Genomic DNA, 13,396 nt, shown 5'->3' on the forward strand with positions numbered 1-13,396 from the left:
GGTTGCCGATTAGGTAGCCGCTTGTTTGTTTCGTCAAGATCCCTCTTTATATGGGGAGACTGATCTCTGGATGCCAACATCACCCGTGCTGAGGTTGCAGCTATCGTCCAAAGAATATTGAAGGCTTCTGACTTGACTTAAAACACCGAAAGGGTTCCCCCATGCAGGAAGAACTGCATAAGGGGAACCCCTTTTTGTCTTTGTTTTAATACCATCCATTAACTGTAGTAGTCTAAAACTCCCCATCATCCCAGGCGGTAATTAATACACATGCACAACCGTACCAAGCACGGATTTGTTTTGGACGGAATTACCGGAGAGATACACCTTTTTCAGATCAGGCAGTTGGCTTAGGGTCTCGATATTGGAAATGGCATTATTCTCGAGATGAAGCTCTTCTATGGCCTGCCAGTTACTCATGAATTCGAGAGAAGCCAAATTGCTGTCTTGCAGAGTAAAGGAACGCAGAGCGGGCAGTTTCGCAAAGTAAGGCATCATTTGGTCAACTTCAGCAACAGAGGTGTTATTTATGCTGAAATATGGTTGCTCTAAGGTCAAATGTTCAAGCACGCTGTTCTCCGTGGCCGATTTTTCTTCAAAGTTCAGCCTGCACTCGGAACACATCAGAGATTTGATCTGCTTCAAACGAAATAAAGCATCGCTCTCCTGATATAGTGACGAGTCGTAAATGCTTAGAGTCTCCAGGCTGGATAAGCCGTCCAGGGCGCCCAGACGGGTTACTTCACTGACCTCTGAGAGGGAGAGTTGCTTAAGTTTCGGGAATTTCCCCAGCGCCGCCAAATTCAACTCACCACTTCCGCCACTGAGCGTCAGGCTGGTTGCGGCGGGCGCTTTCAGTCCGGCGAGAAAAGCGCTTGAAATTTCTACTCGCGTTGCCTTAGGTAATGTCAGCGCTTCTGCATTCTCGTAGTAGCCGGACAACGTTAATTCCCGCAAAGAGGACAGGCTATTGATGGCCTTTACCGAACTAAGTTGACTTAGAGAAGCTAGGCGCAGTGAAGTAATGGAGGCCTTGCCGTCCAAGGGCTCCAGGCTTGAGAAGTTTACGCTTTCGAGATCAAGCGTTTGTAGAGCAGGCATATTTTGTACAAAGTCGATAGACTTTACATTTGTTAAAAAGGATAGCTGAAGCTCCTGAAGCTGGGTCAAGGCGTACAGCGGTTGCAGGTCTGTGGTTTCACTGTATTGTATGGATAAGGATGACAGCCCGGTCATGGAGGACAACCATCCCAGTTCATCGACAAAGGTGAGCGACAGGGACTTGAGCGGTAGCTTATTCAACAGAAAGAAATCCGTTACGGATTCATCCACATAGGTAATGGATAATGAGCTCAGATTAGGAAACTCCAGCAGCATGGCCAATTCCTGATTGCTGCGAAGCTGAGTGGAAAGCTCCGTAATGTTAGTCTTGTCGCCAAAGTAGCCCGAAAATTTGCTGAAGGATTCGTTAAAAGCACCTCCATAACTTTTTAATCCGGACATATGGGCCAAAGTGGTTTGATCCGTCTGGGAGATTTCATAGGTATTCGTCAGATCGAGTGCCGTCAGTCCCGTAAAGGCTTCAAAATCCCGCTGATCGATCTCCTGGTTATTCAGTTTCTTGTCCTGAGTCACATAAGTGATTTTCTCAGCCTGTTCATCGCTGAAGGGGTCGGAGAAGCTGTATGTAAACTCCCACTGGTCATTATCCGAATAATCTACAGTTAAGTAACGAATACGAGCAAGTTCATCCTCAGTCGGCAGGGCAGTCCCTTTATCGAAGATATCTCGCAAAAAGGAGAGCAGAACCTCGCTTTCAGGCATCTTTCGCATAGGCAGTTTGGCTTCTGTTGGTGAATGAGTAGAGCTGACATTGGAGTACATATAAGTACCGATGGCACCGGTTAACACCAGCATCAGTATAAGTAAAAGCTTTACGGAGACAGCCTGCTTCGGCGTTGCCTTGGGAGGCGTTCCATGGTAATGATTAATGGTCTGGTCCACGTAATAGACATTATTTTGCTTCAATAGAAGCTCTGTTTCACAATAAGGGCACTTTAGAATTTCACCCTCTTTGTATTCAATTCGTCCGTTGCAATTGGGACAGTTTAACGGAATAAACGCCACAAATGTCCTCTCCTTCGTTATGATGTTCATCAATTTATGCCAAACGGTCATCTGACTTCATTATACCTTGTGAATTTACGTTTGATGAGAGAAAGAAGTTTCACATAACGAAGGAGCAGGGAAATCCTGCTCCTTTTGATCTTTTTTTAGGTATGGCTGAGGAAAGTATGATTAAATAAATCATTAAGCGATTGAAGTAATCGGATGTTTAACATGCACAGGGTAGAGATGATCACCAGGTATTCTTACGAATAAGCCGTCATTGGTGAGGGTACTTTTTAGAACGAGATGTTCTGTTGCATCTGGTGTGAAATGGAAGGTGATTGTCTCTGTATCCTCATCTGCAATCTTATCCAAGATATCTTTCATATTTATTTCGTTTAAGCTAACAACGTCGAAGAGCTCAATATGATTGTCTTCTTTCTGATAAATAACAATGACGTTTTCATCTTCTAAGTAATTAATATCATTACTAAAGACATTCAGGCAATAAAACATGAGTATGCCTTGCGTCTGGGCGGTTCCGAAATGCCGAGAAACCGGCAATCTTTCCGATGCGAATTTTTGAATAAGATGTAAATCATCCGCGTTAGCAATATCGAGCCTCCGAAGGTTCACAGGTTTGGGTGATTTTTTTGCCGTATAATCCATTGAAAAAAGATGTTCTTCCACCGGCTTAAAACCAAACTTGGGGTAAAAATCAAGCACCGATTCATTGACAAAAAGGTACATGAGATCGTATTTGTTCTCGTATTCCTCTAAAATTCTGTTCATTAAATGAGTGGATAGTCCTTTCCCTCGATAGTCGGGATGTGTCATCACTGTGCCGATTTGAATCGCTTTTTTCTGCTCCCCGTGAATGATGAGCTCAAGGATGTTAACGGAAGCATTGGCAACAACCCGATCTCCGTCCACAAATGAAAAAGGGATGTAGTTCTCGCCCCAGCATCCGTGCTGGTACCAATTTTCAAAATCAATATCAAAAGTCTCGGCAGCAAGCTCGAAAAAACTCTTGCGCAGTACTTCGTTGTTTTTATAATTCTTCATAAATGTTAATTCTTGCATGGTACTCTCTCCTTAACCCTCAATAGTAACTACATAATATGACCATGCAGTAACTGCAATTAAGTCAGTAATCTGGTATTCACTATTCAAAGTCTTGGTCCATTAATCTAAGGCAAAATGCACGACTGCGCTATATAACATTTTGGTGCGAATAGGATCAAACGTTACTTGATGTTGGACTTGCTTTACACGCAGCATTAATGCCTTATTGATTTCAATACGTTCTTCGATCGCTCGCGCCAGTTCATGAAAGTCATAAGCCTGCAAGCATTCGACTTTATCTTTTATGATATCCAGTGAAATTTCCATATTTAAGTCAAGCCTCCTCGGAATGTCGATCTGCAGGTTAAATGCCTGTCGAGCTTCATTGTAGAGGAGCTTTTCCAGTTCGGCAAGATGAATTCCACTCAACATATCAGAATCTAAAGAGACGAAGCCAACCGCCCGATATATATGTATAAATAAATTTGGATGTAAACATTGATTCAAGGCCGCTAATCTTTAGCATGAACGAAAAAGGAGAACAGCCAATGATCCGTGTCATGTTGATTGACGATGAAGAAGATGCACTAGATCTGCTTGAGATATTGCTTGGTCAAATGGGGAATGTGGAGATCGCTGGAAGATATCTAAATCCCCTTCAGGCGTTGGAAGATTTAAATCGAACCATGATAGATGCTGTGTTTTTGGATATCCAAATGCCGGGTATGAAGGGTACCGAAGCAGCTCGGCGAATAAGAAGCATTTCTCCTGAGTTGCCGATCATTTTCACGACGGCCTATGCCGAGTATGCATTAGAAGCGTTTGAGATTGATTCAACCGACTATCTGTTAAAACCGTTTACGGTGAGCCGTTTACAGAATACGGTGGCACGGATAACCAAAGATCTGTACAAGCAGTCCAGTCTAACAGAAGAAAATAAGCCTTTAGTTCCGTCAGTTCTTTCTCTCGGAGGATTCCATATCATATCACCAGGCGATACGGGCAAGGAAGTTATATGGAAAACGAAAAAAGAGCGGGAGCTATGCGCATTTCTAATTCATCATGAAGGTAAGCGCGTAAATGCCGCTGTCATTATAGAGGCGTTGTGGCCGGGTTACGATCTCGATAAAGCCAAATCGTATTTGTACACCTGTCTTTCTTATCTTCGAAGAAGCTTGACAGAGCATGGTGTAGCAATTCATATCCGTAAAGGAAATCAGGGGTTTTCCGCTGAACTGAACGACATTACAATAGATGTCTCTCAATTCGAGACATTGTTAAATAAAATATTGGCGGAAGAGCACATAAATGAGCTTCATTATGATCAGATGAACGAGATGTACGTCGGAGATTATATGGATGGATGCAATTTTGACTGGGCAATTGCCAGACAGTTGAATATCAAGTCGTTGTATGTCCGTGCACTTCGCAAATGGTATATGTATTATCGTAGCCAAGGAAAGCTTTTGTTTGCAGCGAATAGCTTACAGCGATTACTGTCACTTGTTCCTGACTCCGAGATCGATGGACGTGAGTTGATTAGAATTCATCTGGAACTCAGTAACCGGAGCGAGGCATACCGTGTAAGTCAGGAGTTAGAGCAAGCCGTGCGCATTCAACTTGGAACAGAACTGGAGGAGGAGACGTTGTTATTGATTCAGAACACGATGGAGGGATCGGGGCGCACATTTCAATGAAACGCAAAATCGTTGCGATCCTAATTACATTGACAATGTTGTTCGCGACTTACGGTATGCTGTTAACATACTTTACTTTTAACAAGAAAACGATGCCGATGGCGGCCAATGGAGTCATGGACTTAACCAATTGGGCATTTCAGGAGAAGGGTGTCGTCCGGCTGGACGGGCAATGGGAGTTTTACCCGAATCGACTACTCTTCAGCCATCCCCTCACCTCTGAGGAAGCGGGAGATGAAGCCCCTTCTTTCATTCAGGTGCCCGGGTCATGGTCCAAACAGATGGATACGTTGGGTGTGGCAACGTATCGTTTGAGGCTTTTAATTGATGACGATAGCGTCATATATGGAATGAAGACGGCAGCCATATTGATCTCCAATAGGCTTATCGTCAACGGGCAAGTCGTGGGCTCAAGCGGGTATCCCGATCACAAAGACGATTATTGGGCGCTTAACAAGCCATATGTCAGTTATTTCACTTTAAAGCCAGGCTGGAACGATATCGTGATCGAAGTTGCCAACCATGAATTCCGGGTAACGAGTGGAATCGGGGAGTCTATCCAATTTGGCAAGGCTGACCAAATTGCGAAAATTCGGGATGTCGCGACAGCACACGATTGGATTGCCCTAACAGCCTTCCTGATCATGGGGCTGTATTTTATCGGATTATTTTCTCAGCGCAGGAATGATCAGTCCCTTGTTGTATTCGGACTCGTCTGTGTATTTATTGCAGCGTTTACAAGCATCAGCGGTGAGAGGGTGCTGTTCGATGCGCTGGGCCCACTTCCATTTTGGCTATATTTTCGCATTCAAATGGTGTTGACCATTGGGGTAGGTGTAGGATTTTTCTTGTATGTGTATACTGCTTTTCGTCCCTACAGTTATAGAGGATTTACGAAGGCAGGACTACTATCAGGAGGTGCTTTACTTCTCTTGCATATGGGCTTTGCTACGCAAATTACGACAGGGCCGTTTCGCCTTGTGACATCACTGTACGTCACGTTAGCTTTGTTGTACGCCACCTATGTGTTTGTATATGCTGTTCTAAATAGAGTGGCTGGCAGCTGGTATCTGGCTGTGGCGGCGATGGCTTTGAACGCGCTAGTGTTGAACCAGAACTTAAACGTCTACTTTGGCGTTCCGATCTATTCGCTGCCACCCGTCGAGCCATTTCTTGTACTGCTCATGCTTGCACTATTGATGTCGCTCCGCTTCTCAAACGCATTCCAGAGAATAGAGGAACTCTCGGGTCAGTTAATGGAGGCGGACAAGCACAAGGATGATTTTCTCGCACGTACTTCACACGAATTCAAGACGCCTCTTCATGGTGTTATGAACATATCCCGGTCTATGCTTGATGATACTGCGTCACCTCCTACGTCAGGGCAACGAGAGAAGCTTCAGTTGATGATCGATATTACCAGGAAGCTTTCTCAGATTGTCTATGACATTCTGGACTTGTCGAAGCTTAAACAGGGGGAGCTTAGAATTGATCCGGCGCCAGTCGATGTCCGTTCAGTCGTAGAGATGCAAATCCGTTTCTACTCTTATCTCAGTGCGGAAAAGGAGATTCAACTCGTCAATCAGGTGCCAGCGGACTTGCCGCTCGCTTATGCTGATGAAATCAGGTTAAGTCAGGTCATTAGCAATCTGCTGGACAATGCAATCAAGTACACAGAGAACGGAACGATCATTGTTGTCGGGAAGGAACAAGAAGGCCTGTTGCAATTCGAAGTACAGGATACGGGAGCGGGTATACATCCGGAGGATATGCCGTATATCTTTGAGCCGTTCAAATCCATGGAAGAAGTAAGCCAACGCGGCTCCGGGCTTGGGCTTTCTATCGCTAAGCAGCTGATTAATCTGCAAGGGGGGACACTATCCGTGAGCTCAACCCTGGACGTGGGGACGACATTCACGTTTACCCTGCAGCGGGCAACATCAAATAATGAAAATATAGCTAGCTCGGACCATTCATCAGCATCTTACATTCAACCTTTGGAGAACGAGTATTCGTTTCCTACACCGTATATTGCGAATGCCGCTGGTAAGCGCACGATTTTGATCGTTGATGATCAATATGTCAATCTGAAGGTTTTGCTGGATACGCTACAATCCCATGACTATCGGATCATCGCAGTCAAAGATGGATACGAAGCACTTCGCCAGATCGATGAACCGGGCAGAATTGACCTTGTCATTCTGGACCTGATGATGCCAGGCATGTCCGGATACGAAGTATGTCAAGAAATTCGCAAGCGCTATTCACTCCTGGAGTTGCCCGTGTTGATGGTTACTGCGGCAATTCAACCACAGGATAAGGTGGCTGCATATCAGGTTGGAGCAAACGACTACTTGCCCAAACCGTTTGATTTGGAAGAATTAAAAGCCCGAATCGGAAGTTTGCTTGCCATGAAGGAATCATTGGGACGTGCAGTATATATGGAAGTGGCTTTCCTTCAATCGCAGATCAAGCCGCATTTTCTATATAACGTTCTTAATAGTATCGTTGCCTCCAGTTATACAGATATAGAGCGTGCGCGGAGCATGATCATCGCGTTGGCTGATTATTTGCGAGGAAGCTTTCGGTTCAGCAATTCAGATAAACGCATCGAACTCGATGAGGAATTCAAGCTTATTCAAACCTATGTACAGATTGAGCAGGCAAGATTCAGGGACCGTATTTGCTTCCAATATGAGATTCCTGAAGAGGCATATCGTTTACAGATACCGCCGTTGCTGCTTCAGCCGTTGATCGAAAATGCGATTCGCCACGGCATCGGAGATCGAATTGAAGGCGGAACAGTGAAATTGATAGTGGAGAGATTAGAAGAGGATTGGTTATTTGTTGTATCCGATGACGGAGTCGGAATTCCTCCCGACCGTAAGAAGATATTACTTGAACATAGCGAATCGGCCGTCCAGCAAGGAGTAGGTTTACGAAATATCGATAAGCGATTGAGATTTGAATACGGAACTTCACTGGTACTAACGAGTGAACCTGGGCATGGAACGAGCGTTGCCTTTCATATTCCTAATGGGCTGTCTTAAGAGAACATATGTTATATCAATGGGTTCCATCGTACATGCGGTGGGGCTCTTTTTGTATTTATTTGATGGATAGTTAACTGAAAATGTGGATTGGTGGACGGGTATGATTAATGTCGTCGAATAAAGTCGAATAACATCGTTTTTTAAGGTTTTTTTAAGGTGTGCTCCGTTATGCTGAGTAGAATGCAACTGATTAATATTGCGGAGGGGGAGACATGTAATGATTTCAGTGGGGGGAGCAAGTAAGAAATACGGAAATTTTCGAAGAATGGCACATCTGTTTCTAGCCATCATTCTTTTTATACCATCTTTAGTGATTGGGGGCGGTGTAACTTCGGCGGCATCCGGCTGGTCGATCATTGATGGGAATGGAGCAACTGGCATTAATGTAAATTCAGCCATGAGGGGTGAAAAACCTGCCATAGTGGAATGGAATGGTGAGATTTATGTGGCATGGAAAGAAACGATTCCGAGTACGCCTACGATTAGCCAGATCAGAGTTAAAAAGTTTAATGGCTCAAACTGGATTAGTGTTGACGGCGGTCACCCAACATATGGTCTGAATTACGATTTAACCAAAGATGTCGTATCTCCGACCCTCGCCGTGTACAATAACGCTCTATATTTGTCTTGGACGGAAATGAAAACTTCTTCTATTGGCCAGATTCGGGTCAAAAAATATGACGGTACGAGCTGGACAAATGCTGAAGGAGGAAGCACAGAAGGAATTAATGAAAGTCCCTCATTAAATGCGAGTACTCCCATGTTAACTGCATATAAAGGGGAGTTGTACGCAACTTGGGTTGAAGCAGCTAAGATTCGCATGAAGAAGTATAATGGCACCACGTGGGCAAGCCTCGATGGGGGCGGAACAGAGGGATTAAACGTAAACCCGGGTAGTGGTGCAGCAACGCCCATCATTACAGTAATGGGGGATGATTTATACGTAGCGTGGGTCGAGTATTTGACCGGTGCCAAGTATCAGTTGCGTGTCAAAAAATATGCTGGATCAAACTGGTCATTGGCAGACGGTGGGGTTGGATTAAATATAACTTCTACGGTTATTCCAACCAATCCCTCATTTGCTGTTATTAACGATATCTTATACATGGCATGGACAGAACCAATCAGTAGAACAGACGATCAAGTCCGAGTTAAACAGTACGATGGTAACAACTGGACCAGTATTGACGGTGGGGGACAGACAGGGATTAATGTTGGCACTGATTTTCGTACCTTCACAGTGGAGCTGGCAACTCTGAATAATGAATTATATGCCGTTTGGGGCGAATATTCCGGAGTGATCAGTAATGCTATTGCTATTTTTAAGATTCGTGTGAAAAAATATGACGGCAATGGATGGGTTCTAGCTGAAAATGGAAGGAATGGTGGATTGAATGTTTTTACAACTAAAACTGCCACAAGTCCTGCCATAACAGCAATGAATGGAGCACTGTATGCGGTGTGGGATGAGGATGACAGAAAAGTGGTAAATATAAGGGCAGCCCAATTCACGCCGCCGCCTCCACCAAGCGTCACCAGTGTAACTGTAAGCCCGATCACGACAAGTACGATGCAGGGTGGAAGCAGGCAACTATCGGCTGCTGTTAACGCCGTAGGAGAGGCGCCAACAACGGTGACATGGAGCAGTAGTGATGCAACGAACAAGGTCGCAGTTAATGCTACGGGCTTAGTTACAGTTGCACGGGACGCAACACCAGGTAATTACATCATCACGGCGACTTCCACGTTCGATAGTACCAAGACAGCAACATCAACCGTTACGGTGACATATGCACCAGCAGTTCAGAGTATAGCCGTTAATCCAAGTACGGATAGCCTGATGCAGGGTGAGAGCACCCAGTTAACGGCAACGGTAGTTGCCGTAGGTGGAGCGCCAGACACGGTAAGCTGGCATAGCAGTGATCTCAGTAACAAAGTAACGGTAGATGCAACGGGGAAGGTTAGTGTAGCATCGGATGCTGCACCGGGCGACTACACCATTACAGCATCTTCCACTTATGATACGGGTAAGAGGCAATCAGCGATCATTACGGTTACCTATGCACCAGCTGTTAATAGCGTTAGTGTTAGCCCAGATACCGACAGTTTGATGCAAGGAGAGAGCAGACAACTGGTCGCAACGGTAAACGCTGTAGGTGGGGCCGGAGCAACGGTGACATGGGCCAGCAGTGATACGGATCACAAGGTTGAGGTAAGCGATACCGGCTTCGTGACGGTTGCCCCAGACGCTATGCCAGGGAACTACACCATTACGGCAACTTCGACGGTAGACAGCAGTAAGGTGGGTACAGCAACCATTACGGTGACGTATGCACCAGCAGTAAACGGAGTTATCGTTACGCCTGATCCAGCAAGTATCGTGCAAGGAGATGGTACACAGTTAGAGGCAATCGTTGAGGCAGTTGGTGGAGCTTCGACGGAGGTAACATGGAGCAGCAGTGATCTAACTGGCAAAGTCTCTGTAAGTAATACCGGCTTCGTAACGGTTGCAGCGGATGCTGTACCAGGGGATTATACGATAACAGCTACATCGATTGAAGACAGCAGCAAGATGGGAAGGGCAACCGTTACCGTGATGTATGCGCCAGCTATTCACAATATCGCTGTCAATCCGGAAAATGCTACTGTCGCACAAGGAAGAACCGAGCAACTCACTGCCACGGTAACTGCGGTAGGTGGAGCCGATTCTTCCGTGATGTGGACGAGCACCGATTCCAGCAACAAGGTAACCGTAAGCAGCATGGGAAATGTTAGCGTTGCTTCCGATGCCGTGCCAGGTGACTATGTGATTACAGCGACATCCGTGTACGATCTAACCAAGGTTGCAACGGCAACCATTAAGGTGACGTATGCACCGGCCGTGAACAGCGTCACGGTTAATCCGATTACAGACAGCCTTATGCAGGGAGAGAGCAGACAACTGACGGCAACGGTTGATACCGTAGGCGGAGCCGATGTAACGGTGATGTGGAGCAGTAGCGATGCAACCAACAAGGTGAAGGTCAGCGATTCCGGCTATGTTACGGTAGAAGCCGATGCCGAGCCAGGGGAATATACCATTTACGCGACCTCAACAGCAGATATCAGCAAAAAAGGCAGCATGGTTCTTACGGTGACAGCAGCTCCAACGTATACGATTGCTCCAATTGAAGATCGCACATTGGAACCGCTCATGCTCGATTATGAATCCGGTACTCAGGAAACGAACAGCGTATCCATTCAGCATACGGGAACAGGAAATCTGGTTCATTTATCTGCCTCTCTGAGCGGGCATGATTCGGATGCCTTTGTTATTACGCAGCCGGATGCTGAATTGATCGCTGGAGATCAGACAGAGTTCACTCTCCGTGCCAAGGACGGATTGCCCGCAGGAACATATACAGCAACGGTTACGTTGACAGCAGATCTTATGGTACCAGTTACTTTCAAAGTAATACAGGCCGTAAATCTGCCTAATGCGCCAGCCAACCCTCGGAATCTGACAGCCGAACCTGGGGATGGTCATGTCACGTTGAAATGGGAAACGGAACCCGATGTAGAGTACCGAATTTACATGGCAACAGATGATGATCCTGATCATAGGGTTGAAATCACAGCCGAGGCATCATCACCTTATACCATTCCTGAGTTGGTTAACGGCAAGACTTATTACTTTGTTGTAAAAGCAGAGAATAAGGGAGGGCTTAGTGAAGCCTCCAATCAAGTAAGTGTAATTCCATCAAGCGTTCCGGGATCGCCAACAGATGTGACAGCGACATCGGGCAACGGACAAGCGACCGTAAGATTTGCAGCGCCAGTTCATGATGGTGGAAGTCCAATTACGGGATACGAAGTGACTGTATCGCCTGGGAATACGATAATTACAGGCAGTACTAGTCCAATAACAGTAACGGGATTGAGTAACGGAATAAGCTATACGTTTACGGTGAAAGCCATTAACGGTGCAGGCAAAAGTACAGATTCGGCTAGGTCCAATGCAGTTGTGCCTGCAGCGGCCTCTGCTCCGTCAACCAACCCGCCTGTAACACAAGCTCCATCAAACCCACAGTTAACACCTGTCACACCACCAACAACACCAACTACAGGCGTCAATATTTTGGTTAATGGAAAAGTGGAAAATGCTGGACAAGCGATCATATCCCGGCGTGACCAACAAACCGCATTGACGATTGTAGTAGATCAGCAGAAGCTGAATGACAGATTGGCAGAGGAAGGACAACACGCGGTTGTCACAATTCCTATTAATCAAACGTACGACGTTTTTGTGGGTGAGCTTACAGGCGAGATGATTAAAACGATGGAAGATTATCAAGCTATTCTCGAATTCAAAACAGAGCAGGCTTCGTACACTGTTCCTGCTGGACAAATCCGCATTGGGGAGATTGCGAGCCAAGTTGGAGTGTCTAATGACTTGCAGGAAATCAAGGTACAGATTGAAATTGCAGCTCCGACCTCAGTTCAATCGGACATTGTAGATCGCGCAGTCGCTCAGAATGATTTATCTCTGATTGCTCAGCCGCTTAATTTTACAGTTAATGCCGTTTATGGTGACAAGTCTGTTGAAGTAAAAAACTTCGATGCATATGTCGAAAGAACGATAGCCATGCCAGAAGGCATAGATCCGAACAAAATTACAACTGGCGTTGTCGTGGAGCCAGACGGATCAGTTCGTCATGTCCCGACCAAAGTACGTCAAAACAATGGCCGATACGAAGCTCAAATTAACAGCCTGACCAATAGCACATATGCAGTAGTGTGGCATCCATTACAATTTACAGACGTAATGCATCATTGGGGTAAAGAAGCTGTAAATGATATGGGATCTCGTATGATTGTGGAGGGCGTTGGCAACGGAACCTTCAATCCTGATCGAGCTGTGACCCGTGCAGAGTTCGCTGCAATCATGGTTCGTGGTCTGGGACTTCGTCCGGAGAATGGGGAAACTCCATTTACGGATGTGAAGACCGAGGATTGGTACAATGGTGCTATCCGCACAGCACATGCATATGGGCTGATCAACGGCTTTGAGGATGGCACCTTCCATCCTAACGAAACCATTACAAGAGAACAGGCGATGGTCATATTAGCGAAAGCGATGATGATTACTGGGCTAAAAGACAGCCTGAACGCAGAGCCTTTGGATGCCACGCTCCAGTCATTCAATGATGCAGCTGCTGTATCTGCCTGGGCACGCAGCAGTGCAGTGGACAGCGCGAAGTCAGGTCTTGTGCAGGGGCGCAGCCAAACTTTATTAGCACCAAAAGGTAAGGTTACACGTGCCGAGATTGCCACGATCATGCAGAGATTGTTACAGAAGTCGAATCTAATCTAGGTGGTAATCGTTAAACTTTTGGATGATTTGTAAGGTACAGTCCGGGGAAGCTAGAAAAGCGGAATGAGTGCTAATTAGTGCTCATTCCGCTTTTTTCCCATTAAGGGTGTACAGTTGGA

The 13,396-nt window shown here is 45.8% G+C and carries 6 protein-coding genes; 3 read left to right on the forward strand and 3 right to left on the reverse strand.

Translation table 11 applies throughout. The annotated features are described in order from the left end of the window. Positions 1–261: 261 nt before the first annotated feature. From MKZ12_RS03955 to MKZ12_RS03965, 3 genes are all read right to left on the reverse strand, one after another. The gene (locus MKZ12_RS03955) at positions 262–2,028 is read right to left on the reverse strand and encodes a leucine-rich repeat domain-containing protein (RefSeq protein WP_339258837.1); all 1,767 of its coding nucleotides are present in this window, start codon (positions 2,026–2,028) and stop codon (positions 262–264) included. A 282-nt stretch (positions 2,029–2,310) separates the two neighbouring features. Then, on the reverse strand, positions 2,311–3,192 hold the full coding sequence (locus MKZ12_RS03960; protein ID WP_339258839.1) for a GNAT family N-acetyltransferase: 882 nt from the start codon (positions 3,190–3,192) through the stop codon (positions 2,311–2,313). Between the two features lie 102 nt (positions 3,193–3,294). Next, on the reverse strand, positions 3,295–3,501 hold the full coding sequence (locus MKZ12_RS03965) for a DUF2536 family protein (RefSeq protein WP_339239535.1): 207 nt from the start codon (positions 3,499–3,501) through the stop codon (positions 3,295–3,297). Between the two features lie 221 nt (positions 3,502–3,722). Here MKZ12_RS03965 and MKZ12_RS03970 point away from each other — a divergent pair, with 221 nt between their 5' ends. The 3 genes from MKZ12_RS03970 to MKZ12_RS03980 all read left to right on the forward strand — a co-directional run bounded on the left by MKZ12_RS03970 (position 3,723) and on the right by MKZ12_RS03980 (position 13,277). After that, positions 3,723–4,871: a response regulator gene (locus MKZ12_RS03970; RefSeq protein WP_339239536.1), complete on the forward strand. Its 1,149-nt coding sequence runs from the start codon at positions 3,723–3,725 to the stop codon at positions 4,869–4,871. Further along, the gene (locus MKZ12_RS03975) at positions 4,868–7,921 is read left to right on the forward strand and encodes an ATP-binding protein (protein ID WP_339258840.1); all 3,054 of its coding nucleotides are present in this window, start codon (positions 4,868–4,870) and stop codon (positions 7,919–7,921) included. The genes MKZ12_RS03970 and MKZ12_RS03975 overlap by 4 nt, the downstream gene beginning before the upstream one ends. A 220-nt stretch (positions 7,922–8,141) precedes the next feature. Next, entirely contained in the window at positions 8,142–13,277 is a 5,136-nt protein-coding gene (locus tag MKZ12_RS03980) for an S-layer homology domain-containing protein (RefSeq protein WP_339258841.1), read from the forward strand. Positions 13,278–13,396 lie beyond the last annotated feature (119 nt).

Source organism: Paenibacillus sp. FSL R5-0713, from assembly GCF_037973325.1.
GTDB lineage: Bacteria > Bacillota > Bacilli > Paenibacillales > Paenibacillaceae > Paenibacillus.

Bases quoted from the DNA above. Each gene is read 5' to 3' on its own strand.
- MKZ12_RS03960 (WP_339258839.1), bottom strand. From the start codon at position 3,192: ATGCAAGAATTAACATTTATGAAGAATTATAAAAACAACGAAGTACTG.
- MKZ12_RS03965 (WP_339239535.1), bottom strand. From the start codon at position 3,501: ATGGAAATTTCACTGGATATCATAAAAGATAAAGTCGAATGCTTGCAG.
- MKZ12_RS03970 (WP_339239536.1), top strand. From the start codon at position 3,723: ATGATCCGTGTCATGTTGATTGACGATGAAGAAGATGCACTAGATCTG.
- MKZ12_RS03975 (WP_339258840.1), top strand. From the start codon at position 4,868: ATGAAACGCAAAATCGTTGCGATCCTAATTACATTGACAATGTTGTTC.
- MKZ12_RS03980 (WP_339258841.1), top strand. From the start codon at position 8,142: ATGATTTCAGTGGGGGGAGCAAGTAAGAAATACGGAAATTTTCGAAGA.